13 protein-coding genes are annotated in these 17133 nt (G+C 71.2%); 10 read left to right on the top strand and 3 right to left on the bottom strand.

The window, feature by feature from the left end; all coding sequences use genetic code 11:
* Positions 1–73: 73 nt before the first annotated feature.
* Together ACIRQF_RS05315 and katG are read left to right on the top strand one after the other, a co-directional pair.
* Positions 74–853: a class I SAM-dependent methyltransferase gene (locus ACIRQF_RS05315; protein WP_404089015.1), complete on the top strand. Its 780-nt coding sequence runs from the start codon at positions 74–76 to the stop codon at positions 851–853.
* 432 nt (positions 854–1285) lie between these two features.
* Positions 1286–3481 (top strand): catalase/peroxidase HPI, encoded by a 2196-nt coding sequence (katG, locus tag ACIRQF_RS05310; protein ID WP_404089013.1) that lies wholly within the window; start codon positions 1286–1288, stop codon positions 3479–3481.
* A gap of 341 nt (positions 3482–3822) precedes the next feature.
* Here the strand turns inward: katG and ACIRQF_RS05305 are convergent, their stop codons facing one another.
* The gene (locus ACIRQF_RS05305; protein ID WP_404089011.1) at positions 3823–5967 is read right to left on the bottom strand and encodes a glycoside hydrolase family 9 protein; all 2145 of its coding nucleotides are present in this window, start codon (positions 5965–5967) and stop codon (positions 3823–3825) included.
* Between the two features lie 338 nt (positions 5968–6305).
* On the opposite strand from ACIRQF_RS05305, the gene ACIRQF_RS05300 reads away from it, so the two are divergent.
* On the top strand, positions 6306–7565 hold the full coding sequence (locus ACIRQF_RS05300; protein WP_404089541.1) for an SLC13 family permease: 1260 nt from the start codon (positions 6306–6308) through the stop codon (positions 7563–7565).
* Between the two features lie 4 nt (positions 7566–7569).
* Positions 7570–8091 (top strand): universal stress protein, encoded by a 522-nt coding sequence (locus ACIRQF_RS05295; protein ID WP_404089009.1) that lies wholly within the window; start codon positions 7570–7572, stop codon positions 8089–8091.
* 144 nt (positions 8092–8235) lie between these two features.
* On the opposite strand, the gene ACIRQF_RS05290 is transcribed toward ACIRQF_RS05295, so the two are convergent.
* Positions 8236–8394: a hypothetical protein gene (locus ACIRQF_RS05290; RefSeq protein WP_404089007.1), complete on the bottom strand. Its 159-nt coding sequence runs from the start codon at positions 8392–8394 to the stop codon at positions 8236–8238.
* Between the two features lie 94 nt (positions 8395–8488).
* Positions 8489–9454 carry a glycoside hydrolase family 6 protein gene (locus ACIRQF_RS05285; protein ID WP_404089005.1) on the bottom strand — a complete coding sequence of 322 codons (966 nt, stop codon included), beginning with the start codon at positions 9452–9454 and terminating at the stop codon, positions 8489–8491.
* Between the two features lie 354 nt (positions 9455–9808).
* Here ACIRQF_RS05285 and ACIRQF_RS05280 point away from each other — a divergent pair, with 354 nt between their 5' ends.
* The 6 genes from ACIRQF_RS05280 to ACIRQF_RS05255 all read left to right on the top strand — a co-directional run bounded on the left by ACIRQF_RS05280 (position 9809) and on the right by ACIRQF_RS05255 (position 17123).
* Entirely contained in the window at positions 9809–10822 is a 1014-nt protein-coding gene (locus ACIRQF_RS05280; RefSeq protein ID WP_404089003.1) for a LacI family DNA-binding transcriptional regulator, read from the top strand.
* Positions 10823–11208: 386 nt separating this feature from the next.
* Complete coding sequence (locus tag ACIRQF_RS05275; RefSeq protein ID WP_382478292.1) at positions 11209–12210, top strand: ABC transporter substrate-binding protein; 1002 nt, start codon at positions 11209–11211, stop codon at positions 12208–12210.
* A 66-nt stretch (positions 12211–12276) separates the two neighbouring features.
* Positions 12277–13836, top strand: a complete 1560-nt coding sequence (locus ACIRQF_RS05270; protein WP_404089001.1) for a sugar ABC transporter ATP-binding protein — start codon at positions 12277–12279, stop codon at positions 13834–13836.
* Entirely contained in the window at positions 13833–14948 is a 1116-nt protein-coding gene (locus tag ACIRQF_RS05265; RefSeq protein ID WP_404088999.1) for an ABC transporter permease, read from the top strand. Before ACIRQF_RS05270 ends, ACIRQF_RS05265 begins: the two co-directional genes overlap by 4 nt.
* Positions 14945–15943 (top strand): galactofuranose ABC transporter, permease protein YjfF, encoded by a 999-nt coding sequence (yjfF, locus tag ACIRQF_RS05260; protein ID WP_404088997.1) that lies wholly within the window; start codon positions 14945–14947, stop codon positions 15941–15943. The genes ACIRQF_RS05265 and yjfF overlap by 4 nt, the downstream gene beginning before the upstream one ends.
* A gap of 115 nt (positions 15944–16058) precedes the next feature.
* Positions 16059–17123, top strand: coding sequence for an aldose epimerase family protein (locus ACIRQF_RS05255; RefSeq protein ID WP_404088995.1), 1065 nt, complete (start codon positions 16059–16061; stop codon positions 17121–17123).
* Positions 17124–17133: the final 10 nt, after the last annotated feature.

Genomic DNA, 17133 nt, shown 5'->3' with positions numbered 1-17133 from the left:
CGGTTGTAGCGGCCGGCCGTTCGGCCGTGTCATGCTCGATCGGCAGCCCTGTTCTTCCCCCCCGGAGGTCGACATGGCTCTCCTTCCCGACATCACCGCTTTCTACGATGCCGGTGACGAGTCCGGCCGCCTCACTTCCGGGCGCACCATCGGGACGGTCGAGCTGGTGCGAACGCGGGAGCTGCTACGTGCTCACCTTCCGCCCCTGCCCGCGTCCGTGCTGGATGTCGGCGGCGGGCCTGGGGTGCACGCTCGCTGGCTCGCGGACAGCGGTTATCAGGTTCTCGTCGTCGACCCGGTGGAGAAGCACGTACGGCAGGCCCGCCGGCAGGGTCTGGCTGCCGTGGTCGGTGATGCGCGGCAACTCGACCAGGAGGACCTCTCGTTCGACGCCGTGCTGATGCTCGGTCCCCTGTATCACCTGACGGAGGGGGCCGGGCGCGCCCGTGCGTGGCGGGAAGCCCATCGTGTCGTCAAGCCCGGCGGTCTGGTCGCCGCGGCCGCCCTCAACCGGTACGCCAAGCTCATTGACCTGGACTCGCCTCGTGCGCTGGACATCGCGGCGACGGGGCTTCGCGTCCGCCGAGACGGTCCCACCACGTACTACCACGACCCCTCGGAGCTCTGCGCCGAGGCCGGGCAGGTCGGCCTCGGTGACCTGGCGGTCTACGGGCTGCACGGGCCCGCCTACGAAGCCCTGAGAGCGGAAGAGCGCCGGACCGGGAAGAAGAACCTGGGCGCGAAGGCCCTGCGAGCTGCCCTCGCTGCCGCGCGCTTCGCCGACGGCCGCCCCGAGCTCGTGGTGTCCAGCCTGCACCTGTTGGCCGTAGCGCGCCGACCACGCACCCCGTGAACCCTGTCATCCCTCACCCCTCCGCGGGCGCATGCGCCGACGGCGCCTCCGCAGCCGCTGCGGCAGGTCACTCATCACGGCTCACCCGTTCGGATTCGGCGGAACGATGGATTCGGCGGGACAAAGGATTCGGCGGGACAAAGGGTTCCGCGGGACAAAGGATTCGGCGGGGCCGGTGACGGGGCCGAAAAGGGAGCCGAAGGGTACCCGGCGGTGATGAGCGCCGGGATTTCCCGACCGGTGGGAGCGATATCGATGATCGTACGATCCTTCCCGTTGTCGGCCTTTCCCGCCCGGCCCGAGCGGGAAAGTTTCTTGGCCGGGGAAGCCCTGCGTGTTCTCTCCGCCGGGCGGTCCGCGGTGCGCGACCATACGGACGCCGTCAAGAGCGAGCACCCAGATGGAAGCACCGAGACAGGAAGAAGGACGGACGTGTCCGGCAGCGAAAGCGAGAACCCCGCAATCCCCTCCCCCACCCCCGCGCGCACTCGTCCCAGGACGAACCGGGACTGGTGGCCGAACCAGTTGGACCTCCAGGTTCTCCACCAGAACTCGCCCCTGGCCAATCCGATGGACGAGGACTTCGACTACGCGGAAGAGTTCGCGACCCTGGACGTCGACGCGCTGAAGCGCGACGTCTTCGAGGTGATGACGACGTCGCAGGACTGGTGGCCCGCCGACTACGGCCACTACGGGCCGCTCTTCATCCGGATGAGCTGGCACGCGGCGGGAACGTACCGCATCGCCGACGGCCGCGGCGGCGGCGGTTCCGGCGCGCAGCGTTTCGCCCCTCTCAACAGCTGGCCGGACAACGCGAGTCTGGACAAGGCGCGGCGGCTGCTCTGGCCGGTGAAGCAGAAGTACGGGCGGAAGATCTCCTGGGCCGATCTCCTGGTTTTCGCCGGTAACTGCGCCATGGAGTCGATGGGGTTCAAGACGTTCGGATTCGGTTTCGGCCGGGAGGACATCTGGGAACCGGAGGAGGTCTTCTGGGGGCCCGAGGACACCTGGCTCGGAGACGAACGCTACAGCGGTGACCGGGAACTCACCGGTCCTTTCGGTGCGGTGCAGATGGGACTGATCTACGTCAATCCCGAGGGCCCCAACGGAAATCCGGATCCCCTCGCCGCCGCCCGGGACATTCGCGAGACGTTCGCGCGCATGGCGATGAACGACGAGGAGACGGTCGCGCTCATCGTCGGCGGCCACACCTTCGGCAAGTGCCACGGCGCGGTGGACCCCGAGTACGTCGGTCCGGAGCCGGAGGCCGCCCCGCTGGAGCAGCAGGGCCTGGGCTGGCACAACTCCTTCGGCAGCGGCAAGGGCGTCGATACGATCACCAGCGGGCTCGAGGGCGCGTGGACGACCGAGCCGACGAAGTGGGACAACGGGTACCTGGACAACCTGTTCGCCTATGACTGGGAGCTGACGACGAGCCCGGCCGGGGCGCAGCAGTGGACCCCCACGGACCCCGCGGCGCAGGGCACGGTGCCGGACGCGCACGATCCCGCCAGGCGGCACGCCCCGATGATGCTGACGACGGACCTCGCGTTGAAGCTGGATCCCGTCTACGCCCCGATCTCCAAGAGCTTCCACGAGAACCCGGACAAGCTCGCCGACGCGTTCGCCAGGGCCTGGTACAAGCTGCTGCACCGGGACATGGGTCCGGTCTCGCGCTATCTCGGCCCGTGGGTCGCCGAACCGCAGCTGTGGCAGGACCCCGTGCCGCCGGTCGACCACGAGCTGGTGACGGCCGGGGACGTCGCCGCCCTGAAGGGCCGGATCCTCTCCTCCGGGCTGACCGTTTCCCAACTGGCCACCACGGCCTGGGCGTCGGCGGCCGGCTTCCGCGGCACCGACAAGCGGGGCGGTGCGAACGGCGCTCGGATCCGGCTCGCGCCGCAGAAGGACTGGGAGGTCAACGCACTGCCCGAGGTGGCCGAGACCGTGCGGACCCTCGAAGGGATCCAGCAGGACTTCAACGGTTCCCAGAGCGGCGGGACCAAGGTCTCGCTCGCCGACCTGATCGTCCTGGGTGGCTGCGCGGCGGTCGAGCAGGCCGCGAAGAACGCCGGGCACGACATCACGGTCCCGTTCGCGCCGGGACGCACGGACGCCACGCAGGAACAGACGGACGTGGAGTCGTTCGCCGTACTGGAGCCGCGGGCCGACGGGTTCCGCAACTACCTGTCGGAGGGCGAGAAGCTGTCGCCGGAGACGCTGCTTCTGGACCGCGCCAGCATGCTGAACCTGACGGCGCCCGAGATGACGGTGCTGGTCGGCGGTATGCGCGCCCTCGGCACCGGCTTCAAGGGGTCCGCGCACGGCGTGTTCACCGACCGGCCGGAGACCCTGACGAACGACTTCTTCGTCAACCTGCTCGACCTGGGTACGCAGTGGAAGGCGTCGGCCACGGACGAGAACGTGTTCGAGGGGCGCGTCGCGGGCGCGGAGGGCGGCGAACCGAAGTGGACCGCCACCGCCGTGGACCTGGTGTTCGGGTCGAACTCCCAGCTGCGGGCCATCTCGGAGGTCTACGCGGCCAAGGACGCGCGGGAGAAGTTCGTCCGTGACTTCGTCGCGGCCTGGGACAAGGTCATGAACCTCGACCGGTTCGACCTCGCCTGACGCGACGTCCCCCGCCGACCACGACCGGATGTCCGTCTGCCGTCGACCGGACCGCGACTCGGAAGTCCGGGGCGTGGTCCGAGGCGGGGCGCCCGGGCTGTGGTCCGAGGCGGGGCGCCCGGGTCGTGGTCCGAGGCGGGGCGCCCGGGCCTTATCCCGAGACGGGCGTCCCGGCCGGCTGCTCGTGGCGGCAGGCCGGGGCGTCGGGCGGTGTGCGGGTTTCGGCCCGGGCGGTCCGGTGTGGGCACCTTGACCCCGCCTCGCTCGCGAGTTCGGCCGGCTGGGTGCGGCGCCGGCCCGGGCCGGGCGGAAGCGTCCGCCCGGCCCCGGCCGGCTGCGGATCAGGCGCAGGCGCCCGCGTTGAGCGTGAAGGCCGCGGGGGAGGGATTCGAGCCCGTGTGGGTGCCCTGTACTCCGAAGGTCGCGGTCGCACCGGGGGCGATCGCCCGGTTCCAGCCGGCGTCGCGGGCGCTGACAGTGGTGCCGTTCTGGGTGACGGAGGCGTTCCAGGCGCTCGTGACGCGCTGGCCGCCCGGGTAGGTCCAGGCCAGCTGCCACCCGTCCACGGCAGTCGGGCCGGTGTTCTTGACGGTGACGGTCGCGGTGAAGCCGGTGTTCCAGACGTTGTTCACCGTGTACGTCACCGCGCAGGCGGCGGTGGGCGGCTCGCCGCCGGTGGAGGGTCGCTCGGCGGCGTAGGCGGCGAGCCAGGCCAGCGGGGCGTTCCAGTTGACCGCCACCTCGTTGGTCGAGTAGGAGCCGATGTCGTCGACGTAGCAGGCGGCGGGCGCGCAGCCGGTCAGTTTCTCCTGCGCGACCGGGTCCTGGAGCGCGCTGTCGGGACCGCCCGCCAGTGACCCGGCCGGCGGGTGGGGCAGGGCGGCGTCCAACTGATGGGCCCAGAAGCGGTGGTGCTGGTTCTGCGAGGACGTCTCGCCGTGGCCGGTCACGTACGACACGCCGAGGGCGTTGCGGCCGAGCAGGTAGTCCATGGTCTCCAGCGCGCCGGTGCGGTAGCGCACGTCGCCCGTCAGCTCGCCGGCGACGGCCATGACGATCGCGTCGTTGGCGACCTCGCCGTTCGAGCCCCAGAAGTATCCGTCCGCCGGGACGGGCACGGCGTAACCCTGCGCGGCCATCCTGGACAGGTAGCCGTCGGCGGCTGCCGTCACCGAGGCCCTGATCCGGGCCAGGTCGGACGCGGGCAGGCCGTTGGGGACGGTGGCCAGGACGAGCCGACCCAGCGCGGCCGTGTCCGCCCAGCCGAAGCCGTACGGGCTGAACGCGTCGGCGGAGGTGTGCCAGGGTGAGGAGGTGACCACGTCGCGGTAGGCGCCCTCGCCGGTCGCCGCGTACAGCTCGGCCGCTGCCCAGTAGAACTCGTCGGTGACCCGCGTGTCGTCATAGGCTCCGCCGCCCGTGCTGTCCGAGCCGGGCGCGTACAGGGCGGGGTTGGCCTGCGCCGCGGTCCAGGCCCTGCGGGCGGCCGACAGGCACCTGTCGGCGTACGCGGAGTCGTACGGGCGGAAGACCCGGGCGCACTGCGCGGCGGCGGCCGCGAGGTTGAGGGTCGCCGCCGTGGACGGCCGGTGCAGCTCGCGGGGCTGCGCGTCCTGGTCGGGACGCAGCGGCATGCCGGTCCAGGCCGCGTCGTGGACCTTGTGGAAGGCCATGCCCGCGTAGGGCCTTCCTTCGGGCACCTGCATGCGCATCAGGAAGTCGAGCTCCCACCGCGCCTCGTCGAGGACGTCGGGCATTCCGTTGCCGCGTTCGGGGACGCGCAGGGTCGAGTCGCCCAGCGCGGCCTCCCCGCCCGCCCGCTTGGCACGCTCGAAGGAGTTCACGACCAGCCAGGTGGAGATGCCGCCGTTGACCACGTACTTGCCGTGGTCGCCCGCGTCGTACCAGCCACCCCTGACGTCCTGCCGGTAGTCGCACACGGTGGCCTGGCACGGGACGGACGTGTCGCCCTGGTTGGGCGCGACGCCGAGGTGTCCCGCCGGGCGTGCGTAGGCCGAACCCACCAGGGAGGCGTCGATCGCGATGCCACTGCGCTGGTGGTGGAAGAACGCCATCGCGTCGGAACGCAAGGTGTCGTAGAGGTCGGCTCGGATGTCGAAGGGTGCGCTGCGGTGGCCGTCCACGGACAGGACGTATCCCGAGCCTGTGCTCCGGTACGAGGAGAAGTCGGCCACCTGGACGGACTGACCGGAGGGGGTGTCCGCGCCGCGCGGGACGGTCGCTCCGGAGGCGACCAGGGCACCGGACGCGTTCCTCAGCTGCCAGGAGAGCGCCTGCGTCGCCGTGGTGACGACGGTGGCGCGCTTGGGCCCGTCGGGCAGGTAGCCGACCTGGTTGACACGTACGGCCGTGGTCACCGCCGTGGCGGGGGCGCCCGCGGCGACCGGTGCGGTCGCGAGACCGCCGAGGAGGAGGGCGCCTGTCAGGAGGGCGGTGGAGAGACGTAACGAGCGAGAGGGTGCCATGTGCGGCTCCTGTGTGTCGTCAGGGGAAATCAGCGGCGTGCGTGCGTGAGCAGGCCCGTCTGTCGGGAGGCGGGCGGTGGCCGCCTCCGGTCGGCCAGGAGGTCTCTGGAGGCCGCCCAGAGAGCGTGGGAGCGCTCCCAAATGATGAAGCGACGAACTGCGGTCAAGGGGGCGGGGATCTGAGCGCACATTAGTGATGCCCGCCCATACGGTCAACGGGATCGGCACGGTGGCGCGAAGTCGACCATCCGGCCGGTCCACGGAACGCGACGCTCGTGCGGGTAGCGTGCGGCGCAACGGCACAGGCGGTCGACCCGCCGATACGGAAGGACCCGATTCTGAACCCCCAGCTCGCGGAGGCCCTGTCCGCGACCCTGCTTGTCCTCGTGCTGGCCTGTGCGGTCATCCGCCCCTTCGGGTGGCCGGAGGCGGTCCTGGCCGTCCCGGCCGCGGCCCTGGTGATCGTCACCGGGGCCGTCTCCCTCGACGACGCCCTGGCCGAGGCGGAACGGCTCGGGCCGGTGATCGGATTCCTGGCGGCCGTACTGGTGCTGGCTCAGCTCTGCGACGACGAGGGGCTGTTCCAGGCCTGCGGGGCGTGGATGGCGCGTACGGCGGCGGGCCGGCCGCGTCGGCTGCTCGCCCAGGTGTTCCTGGCCGCGTCGGCGATCACTGCCGTGCTCAGTCTGGACGCCACGGTCGTGCTCCTGACCCCGGTGGTGTTCGCCACCGCGGCCCGTATCGGCGCCCGTCCGAAGCCCCATGTGTACGCCTGCACCCACCTGTCGAACACGGCCTCACTGCTGCTACCCGTCTCCAACCTCACCAACCTCCTGGCCTTCGCGGCCAGCGGGCTCAGCTTCACCCGGTTCGCCGCCCTGATGGCCCTGCCGTGGGCAGCCGCGATCGCCGTCGAGTACCTGGTCTTCCGGCGCTTCTTCGCCACCGACCTGGACGCGGGAGCGCTGGCGCCCGCCGTCGTCGAACCGCCGCCGCTGCCGCTGTTCGCCCTGGTGACCGTGGGATGCACGCTCGCGGGCTTCGTGCTGACCTCGGTGATCGGCGTCGACCCGGCGTGGGCCGCCCTGGCAGGGGCACTCGCCCTCGCCGTACGGGCCCTCATCCGCCGCCGCACCACTCCCCGCGCCCTGGTCCGCGCCGCCTCCGTGCCCTTCCTCGCCTTCGTCCTGGCCCTCGGCATCGTGGTCCTGGCAGTGGTCGACAACGGTCTCGACGACGCCCTGGGGCACCTGATCCCCGACGGCACCGGCCTCCCGGAACTCCTCGCTCTCGCCGGGCTGGCCGCCGTCCTCGCGAACGTCATCAACAACCTGCCCGCGGTACTCGTGCTGCTGCCGCTGACCGCCCCGTCGGGACCCGGTGCCGTCCTGGCCGTCCTGCTCGGGGTCAACATCGGCCCCAACCTCACCTACGCCGGCTCGCTGGCCACCCTGCTGTGGCGGCGTATCGTCCACGCCCACGACGGCGAGGTCGAACTGAAGGAGTTCACCCGGCTCGGCGTGTACGCCGTACCCGCGAGCCTGGTCGCCGCCGTCCTGGCACTGTGGCTCTCGCTGACCGTCATCGGAGGAGGCTGAACTCATGGCCGTGGTCGTCTGGATCGTCGAGGGAACGTGGCGCGCCTGCGTGGACGCCGCCCGCGCGCACACCCCGGAGGACGCCGACATCGTCCTCGTGCACGTCACGCCCGCCGACGTCCCGGGCGCGGCACACGGAGCCTTCGCCGGACTCCTCGGCCGCGGCCACCCCGCGGGGCATCGCCCCGCCGAAGGCTGGGGGAGGGACCCCGGCACGAGCCTGGAACACCTCGCCGCCGCCTCCGCGCGGCAGCTGCTCCAGGACGCCGCCGACCGCCTGGCACGCCCCTGCACGCGTACCGAGCGCACCGGACGGGTCGAACGCGAGGTCGTCGCCGCGGCCGAGGGCTGCGACCTGCTGATCCTGGCCCGGGACGGCGACCGTACCCACCTCGGACCGCACAGCCTCGGCCCGGCCGCACGCTTCGTCGTGGACCACGCCCCGTGTCCGGTGCTGCTCGTGTGGCCCGAACCACCGCCGGGGCTGCCGACCATGCCGCCCCCTCCGCCGGGTCACACCGTCTGACGGGGCCGAACCCTCGCCGGCCACCGGCGGGGCGGGCCGCGGGGCCGGCCACCGGGGGGGCCCGTCACGCGGCCGGCTCCCGCGCGGCCCGGCCACGGGCGAGCGGGCTTCCCCCGGCCGACGCGGACGGAGGCTGAGCGGGACTCAGCGGTCGAAGGTCAGCCGTCGTGCCGCATTGCGGGCCAGTGTGTGAGCCTGGTCGGGCCACCAGGTGCCGGCGGGCGGGTCGACGATGCCGTCCTCGGGGTCGATCGTGCCGCCGGTGTTGCGGGTGCGGCGGCGCCGTAGGGTGAGGTGCTTCATGGAGGCTCCTGATCGGTGGGGCGGGGACGAGGGCGGCCGGTGATACCTGTGGCCCGGCCGCGGGGTGCGGACACCGGGCCACAGGAGCGGCACGTCAGTAGCCGTAGATCATCTTGTAGGCGACCTCCGGGAGGAACTGGCCGGCTGTGGAACCGGTTCCGACTCCGCAGTTGCCGTCGGACTCGCCCGGGGCCTTGATCCACAACAGCATCTCGGCGCCGCCGCCCAGCCGGGTGGGCGTGCCGATGCGGCGGCCGGCCGCGTTGCACCACTCGCCGTTGTAGCCGTTGCCGTTGCGGCTGGTGTCGATGACGAACGGCTTGGTGTAGCCGTAGCGGGCGGCCAGTTCGCTGTTGACCGCGTTGCCGTAGGCGGTGTTCTGGGCGGTGGTGTAGTAGCTGGAGATGTTGAGGGAGAAGCCGTGCGCTTGCCGGAGTCCGGCCTCGTGGAGGCGCTGGGCCATCGTCGCCGCGCTCACCCAGCCGGGGTTGCCGGCGTCGAGGTAGACCCAGGTGTTGGGGGCCTGGCGGTTGAACTCGGCGAGGGCGCCGCTGATCATGCCCTGGCGTTCGCGGATCTGGCTCTGGTTCAGGCAGCCGTAGTCCGCGAGGGAGTCGGGTTCGAGGACGACGACGGCCGGGCGGTTGGCGATCCCGCCGGCGAACTGCGCGATCCAGGTCGCGTAGGCCGAGGCCGACGTGGCTCCGCCTCCGGAATGCCCACCGCACGAGTCGCGGAGGTAGATGTTGTACGCGACCAGGATGGGCAGCTTGTCGTGCTGGTCGGCCGCGCCCGCGTACGCGCCCGCGGCGGTGCCGATCGTGCCGCTCCAGGCGCCGAACCAGCGGGCCATGGGGGTGTTGGCGAGGGAGGCGCCGATCGCGGGGGCCCGGCCGTCCCCCGGGTTGGCGGCAACCCACTTCTTCGCGCTGGAGTCCGGGTCCGCGTAGAACCCGCTGGTCATGGTGGTGGGGTCCGCCGCGTGGGCGGACGGGGCGGCGACGAGCGCCAACGGCAGTGCGGAGAGCGCTGCGACGAGGGCGTGGATTCTGCGGCGCATGGCTGTACCTCGGTTTCCTGACGGCGGACGCGTCGCGCGCTCTCGTCCCGAGCGGTGCGACGCACTGAGGAAGTGCGGTGGTACGAGTTCCCCGCGCGGCGGCGCAGCGGCGGGGACACCAGCACCTTTCGGTCCCACAGGGCCCCGTGGAAGCGCTCCCACTGGAAGCGATCCCAGTCGGTGATCTGTGCGGCCGCGGTGTGGCCGTATCGTGTGACGCTCTGTTCGTCACTGTCAAGTACCGCTGTTCTCGGCGCACTTCACACGACGAGGGGCAGGGTTTACAGTCCTGGGACTGGAAGCGCTTCCACTCTTCCGGACGTTCAGGAAGGGATGAGGAGGGGAGGGCAGGTCATGGTCCAAGGGGTGCCGCACCGGCCGTCGACGCTCGACGAGGTGGCCGAACTCGCCGGAGTCTCCAGGTCGGTGGCCTCGCGTGTGCTCAACAACGCCCCGCACGTCAGCCGCGCCAAACGTGAAGCCGTCGAACGGGCCGTCCACCGACTCGGATACGTACCGAACCCGACCGCCCGGGCGCTGGCGACCCGTCAGACGGGAGCGGCCGCTCTGGTCGTGTCGGGAGAGGATCCGTCGATATTCGCGGACCCGTTCTTCGCCCAGGTGATCGTGGGCGCCTCGGCCGCGCTGGAGGAGGCCGAACTGCACCTGATGCTGTGTCTGGCGGCCTCCGACCGCGGGCGCCGGCGTGTGGAGCGGCTCCTCCGGTCCAAGGGGGCCGACGGAGTGATGCTGATGGCGCTGCGCGAGGACGATCCGTTGGCCCGCATGGCGGAAGAGGCGGAGATCCCCGTGGTCTTCGGTGGGCGCCCGGTCGGTTTCGACCCGCGGTGGTACGTGGACGTGGACAACCTCGGAGGTGCGCGCGCGGCGACCGAGTACCTGATCTCGCTCGGCCGGACGAGGATCGCGACGATCTGCGGGCGACTGGACACCGAGGTGGGCCGCGCCCGTCACCGTGGCTACCAGGACGCCATGCTGGCGGCAGGCCTCGCACCGTATCCGCCGGAAGCCGGTGACTTCACCGAGTCGAGCGGAGCGGCCGCCATGGCCGCGCTGTCGGCGCGGCATCCGGACCTGGACGGAGTGTTCGCCGCCGGCGACAACATGGGCGCGGGGGCGTTGCGTACGCTGCGCGACGCCGGCCGCCGCGTTCCCGCCGAGGTCGCCGTGATCGGCTTCGACGACCTGGCCGTGGCCAGGCTCGCCGATCCGCCGCTGACCACGGTGCACCAGCCCATAGAGGGTCTCGGTCGCGAGATGGCGCGCATGCTCGTCGCGCTCATCAACGGACAGGCCCCCACCCCGCTGATCCTGCCCACGCGTCTGGTCACCCGCGCCAGCGCCTGACGGGCCGCCTCCCGCCCGGCCCGCCGGCCGGCGCCGAGCTCCGGTCCGCCGCGGGTGTCAACGGGTGTCAACGGGCTTCATTCTTCGGGGCCCTCTGCGCGGCACAGCGCGCCGATGGGGCTGTTAACGCTCACATCCTCGACCGACGACAGGCTGCGCAGCGACGGGTCTCTCCGCATCAAAAACGGGTAACGGCCGTACGAGCCCTTGAGTTACGAGTCTGTTAGCGCTCACAATGTGTCGCGTTCGGCAGCCCACGGCCGTCGGGGGCCTCCGCGTACTCCGCCTCCGCCCAGCTCGACCACCGCTGCGCAGCCACACCTTCGCCGGGCCCAGCCCCTTCAGGGCACCGCCTGTACGACGCACGTCCCGAAAGGAACCACGACATGGCCCACAGAGCCCTCCGTGTCATCACCGCCGCCGTTCTGGCCGCCGGCGTGCTGACCGCCTGCACCACCGAGCCCGTGCCCGCCGGTACCACCGGCGGCACCGGCAAGGGCTCCTCCGACGGCAAGCTGGTGCTCGGGTTCGCCCAGGTGGGAGCCGAGAGCGGCTGGCGCACCGCCAACACCAAGTCCGTACGCGAGGCGGCCGAGAAGGCCGGCATCACGCTGAAGTTCTCCGACGCGCAGCAGAAGCAGGAGAACCAGATCAAGGCGATCCGCACGTTCATCCAGCAGAAGGTGGACGTCATCGCCTTCTCCCCGGTGGTGGAGTCCGGCTGGGACACCGTCCTGAAGGAGGCCAAGAGCGCCGGCATCCCGGTGATCCTCACCGACCGCGCCGTCGACTCGCAGGACACCTCCCTCTACCGGACCTTCCTCGGCTCCGACTTCGTCAAGGAGGGGCAGGAGGCCGGCAAGTGGCTCGTGAAGGAGTACGAGGGGACCTCCGCACCGGTCAACGTCGTCGAGCTCCAGGGCACCACCGGCTCCGCACCTGCCAACGACCGCAAGGCCGGCTTCGCCGAGGTCGTCAAGGGCGACCCCAAGTTCAAGGTCGTCGCGTCCCAGACCGGGGACTTCACCCGCGCCAAGGGCAAGGAGGTCATGCAGGCCTTCCTCAAGTCCCACAAGGACATCGACGTCCTGTACGCCCACAACGACGACATGGCCCTGGGCGCCATCCAGGCCATCGAGGAGGCGGGCAAGAAGCCGGGCACCGACATCAAGGTGATCTCCGTCGACGGCATCAAGGACGCCTTCGTCGCCATGCAGGAGAAGAAGATCAACGTCGTGGTCGAGTGCAACCCGCTCCTCGGCGACCAGTTGATGGAACTCGCCAAGAAGGTCGCGGCCGGGGAGGGCGTCCCGCGACGGGTCGAGGTGAAGGAGGGCGTCTTCACCCAGGACCAGGCCGCGGCCGCCCTGCCCGGCCGCCAGTACTGACCCGACGCCGCACCGGACCGGGGGCGGTCCTCGCGCCGCCCCCGACCCCTCAGGAGAGGAGGGCGGATGGCAGCCCCACCCACCCCCACACCCACCCGCACCGACCGGCCGGTCCTGGAGGCCCAGGGCATCCGCAAGGTGTTCCCCGGCGTCCTCGCCCTCGACGGCGTGGACCTGCGCCTCTTCCCCGGCGAGGTTCACGCCCTGATGGGCGAGAACGGCGCCGGGAAGTCGACCCTCATCAAGGTGCTCACCGGCGTCCACCCGCCCGACGCGGGAACGGTCTCCGTCGACGGCGGCCCCCGGCAGTTCGCCGAACCGCTGGAAGCGCAGCACGCCGGAATCAGCACGGTGTACCAGGAGGTGAACCTGTGCCCCAACCTCTCGGTCGCGGAGAACATCCTCATCGGCCGTGAACCCCGGCGCCTGGGGCTGGTCCACTGGTCGGCCCTCCACGAACGTGCGGCACGACTCATCACCGAACTGGAACTGGACCTCGACGTCCGCCTGCCGCTGAGCGCGCACTCCCTCGCCGTCCAGCAACTGGTCGCGATCGTAAGGGCCGTGGACGTCAAGGCGAAGATCCTCATCCTCGACGAGCCCACCTCCAGCCTCGACCGGGACGAAGTCGCCCAGCTGTTCACCCTGGTGCGCAAACTGCGCGACCGGGGCGTCGCGATCCTCTTCGTCACCCACTTCCTCGACCAGGTCTTCGACCTGTGCGACCGGGTGACCGTCCTGCGCAACGGGCGCTTGGAAGGCGAGTACCGGATCGACGAGCTGACACCCGTCACCCTCGTACACCGCATGGTCGGCAGCGAACTGCGCATCCTCGACGAACTGGCCGAGACGTCCCACACCGGCCCCACGGCCGGCCCCGGTTCCGGGGGCACGCCCCTCCTCAGCGCCCGCGGCCTCGCCCGGGCCGGTGCCGTCCAGCCCTACGACCTGGACATCCACCGCGGCGAGGTCATCGGGCTGGCCGGGCTCCTCGGCTCAGGACGCACCGAGGCGGCCCGGCTGCTCTTCGGCGCCGACCACGCCGACGGAGGCGAGCTGCGGATCGACGGCCGGCGCGCCGTCCTGCGCTCGCCGCGCGCCGCGATCGCCCACAAGATCGCCTTCTGCTCGGAGAACCGCAAGGCGGAGGGCCTGATCGGCGAACTCACCGTCCGCGAGAACATCGTGCTCGCCCTCCAGGCCGCACGCGGCTGGACCCAACCCCTGTCCCGCAGCCGGCAGGACGAGATCGCCGCCCGGTGGACCGAGGTTCTCGACATCCGCCCGGCCGACCCCGAGGCACAGGTCCGCAACCTCAGCGGGGGCAACCAGCAGAAGGTACTGCTCGCCCGATGGCTGCTCACCGATCCCGAGCTGCTGATCCTGGACGAACCCACCAGGGGCATCGACATCGGTGCCAAGACGGAGATCCAGAAACTGGTCACCAGCCTGGCCGCGGAAGGCACCGCGGTCCTCTTCATCTCCGCCGAACTCGAGGAAGTGCTGCGGCTGAGCCACCGGGTGGGCGTCCTGCGCGACCACCGGCTCGTCGCCACCCTCCCCAACGACACGACCCTGACGCCCGACCGGATCCTGGACGCCATCGCCACCGGAGCCACCTCATGACACCACCAGACGACACCGGCGCCGGGGGGCGCCCGGTCCGGGCACCAGGCGCCCGGCGGCTCGTCGAGCACCGCCTGTTCTGGCCCGCCGCCGTGCTGGCCGCCCTGCTGGTGGGGAACGTCGTGTTCACCCATGACTTCCTCGCCGTCCGCGTCCAGAACGGACACCTGTACGGCAGCCTGATCGACATCCTGCAGTTCGGTGCCCCGCTGATCCTGGTCTCGCTCGGCATGACGCTCGTGATCGCCACCCGGGGTATCGATCTCTCGGTCGGCTCGACGGTCGCCATCGCCGGCGCCCTCGCGTGCGAGCACATCGCCACCGCGAAGGACCCGGGGAGCCTGTCCACCGTCCTGTCCGCGGTCGCCCTGGCGGTCGGCGTGGCCTCCTCGATCGGACTGCTGAACGGCTTCCTCGTCGCCCGGCTCGGCGTCCAGCCCATCGTCGCCACGCTGGTCCTCATGGTCGCCGGGCGCGGCGTGGCCCAGCTGATCACCGACGGCCAGATCATCACCGTGTCCAGCGGCGCCTACAAGATGATCGGCGGCGGATACTGGCTCACCCTCCCCTTCGCCGTCCTCCTCGCCGCGGCCCTCGTCGCCGTCACCTCCCTCGTCACCCGGCGGACCGCGCTCGGGCTGCTCATCGAATCGGTGGGCGGCAACCCGGTCGCCAGCCGCCTCGTCGGCATCCGGGCAGCCGGCCTCCTTGTCACGGTCTACGTCGTCAGCGCCGTGTGCGCCGCGGTGGCCGGCCTGATGATCAGCTCCAACGTGTCCAGTGCGGACGGCAACAACGCCGGCCTGTGGATCGAACTGGACGCGATCCTCGCCGTCGTCATCGGCGGCACCGCCCTGACGGGCGGTCGCTTCTCCCTCGGCGGGACGGTCCTGGGCGCGCTGATCATCCAGACCCTCTCGACCACGATCTACACCCTCGGCGTACCGCCCGAGACCACCCTCGTCTTCAAGGCCCTGGTCGTCATCGTCGTGTGTCTCGTCCAGTCGCCCGCGTTCCGCGCGCGACTCCCACGCCGTCGCCGAACGGCCGCCACGGACCCGGCATCCGCAGCCGGCGACCTGACGGCCCGCCGGCAGGAGGTCCACCCGTGAGCACCATCCTCACCAAGCCGCTCCACCGCTTCTCGGCACGGCACGCCTCCCGCCTGCCGCTCATGGTGACGGCCACGCTGCTGGTCGCGATGTTCTCGATCGGCTCCGTGCAGTACGAAGGCTTCTTCTCCGCGCAGGTCCTGCTCAACGTCCTGATCGACAACGGCTTCCTGCTCGTCGTGGCGATCGGCATGACGTTCGTCGTCCTCACCGGCGGGATCGACCTCTCGGTCGGCTCCATGGTGGCCCTGTCGACCATGCTGACTGCCTGGCTCGTCGAACGGAACGGCCTGCCGCTCGCCCTCGCGGTGCCGGTGGTCCTGCTGGTGGGAGCAGGAGGCGGCGCCCTCATGGGCTGGGTGATCCACGCCTTCGAGATCCAGCCCTTCATCGTCACCCTCGCGGGCATGTTCCTCGCCCGCGGCCTCTGCTACATGATCAGCACCGAGTCCATCTCCGTCACCGACCCGACGACCACCGAGATCGCCCAGACACGGGTGCTCCTGCCCGGGGGCCTGTTCGTCTCACCCGCCGTGGTGATCGCCCTGGTCGTGCTGGTACTCGCCTTCGTCGTCCTCCACCACACCCGTTTCGGCCGCACCGTCTACGCCCTGGGCGGCAACGAGTCCTCCGCCCGGCTCATGGGCCTGCCCGTGGGCCGCACCAAGGTGCTGGTGTACGCCGTGAGCGGCCTGTGTTCGGCCCTCGGCGGTCTGCTGCTGACCTTCTACATGCTGTCCGGCTACGCCCTGCACGCCGTCGGCATGGAACTCGACGCCATCGCCGCCGCCGTGATCGGCGGGACGCTGCTGACCGGTGGTTCCGGCTTCGTTCTGGGAACCGCCCTGGGCGTGACGGTCCTCGGCCTGATACAGACCATCATCAGCTTCCAGGGCACGCTCAGTTCGTGGTGGACCCGCATCGTCATCGGCGGCCTGCTGTTCGTCTTCATCCTCCTCCAACGCCTCTTCGGAAGGTCCCGCCAGGCGGAATAGACGCCTCGCCAAGAGCGAACCCCAAGCCGTCCTCCGAGGACGAACGCGCCCAGGGAGGGGGCAGGGTCTTCCCTGCCCCCTTTCCGGCTGTGGCCTCTCGCCGACAAGGAACTCCATGAACCCGTCACCGTCCCCCTTCGCCGGGGTCCCCCCGGTCTGCCACCCCGACCCGTACGCCGGACAACGCTGGACGTTCGGCTTCCCCGGCGGCCTCACGGCGGAGGTGCACACCCGCGGCGCCCGCCTCCACGGGCTGTGGGCGCCGGACCGGAGCGGCACCCTGGCCGACATCGTCCTCGCTCCGCGCGACCCGGCCCGGACGGCCACCACCGCCCGGTACTTCGGCGCCACCGTCGGCCGCTACGCCAACCGCATCGCACACGGGCGGTTCTCCCTGGACGCGAAGCCGTACCAGCTGACCACACAGGAGGACGGCCACTGCCTGCACGGGGGAACCGACGGCTTCGACACCCGCCTCTGGGAAGCCGAGAGCGTGCACACCCCGGAGTGCACCGGGGTACTGCTGCGCCTCCGCAGCCCGGACGGCGACCAGGGGTTCCCGGGAAACCTGGACGTCACCGTCAGCTGCCTCATCGGCCGCGACGGCGAACTCGCCTTCACCTACAGGGCGGTCACCGACGCGGCCACCCTGGTCAACCTGACCAACCACGCGTACTTCAACCTCGAAGGCGAGGGCTCCGGCGACATCCTCGGCCACGAACTCGCCGTCCACGCCTCCCACTACACGCCCGTCGACGACGACCTCATTCCGCAGGGGGACCACCACCCCGTCTCCGGGACGGCGTTCGACCTCCGCCGGCCGCTCAGGATCGCCGACGCCCTGGCCCGCCCCGGCGCGGGCGGCGGGTACGACCACAACTTCGTCCTGGGCCCGCACGGCGACGAGGCACTGCGCCCCGCCGCCGTCCTGTACGCGCCGGCCACCGGCCGCCGCATGGAGGTACTGACCACGGAGCCCGGACTCCAGGTCTACACCGCGGGCCAGTTCGACGGCACGGTCCTCGGCAAGAGCGGTACGGCCTACGGGGCGGGCGCCGGCATCGCGCTGGAAACCCAGCACTTCCCCGACTCGCCGAACCGCCCCGGTGACCCGTCTCCGGTGCTGCGCCCCGGTGAGGAGTACAGGTCGAGGACGGTCCTGCGGTTCGGCACCGACTGACCGTGTGCAC

Origin of the sequence: Streptomyces sp. NPDC101191 (genome assembly GCF_044767915.1) — a bacterium.
GTDB lineage: Bacteria > Actinomycetota > Actinomycetes > Streptomycetales > Streptomycetaceae > Streptomyces.
Note: the sequence above shows the minus strand (reverse complement) of the source record. Positions and strands in the feature narration are given on the sequence as shown.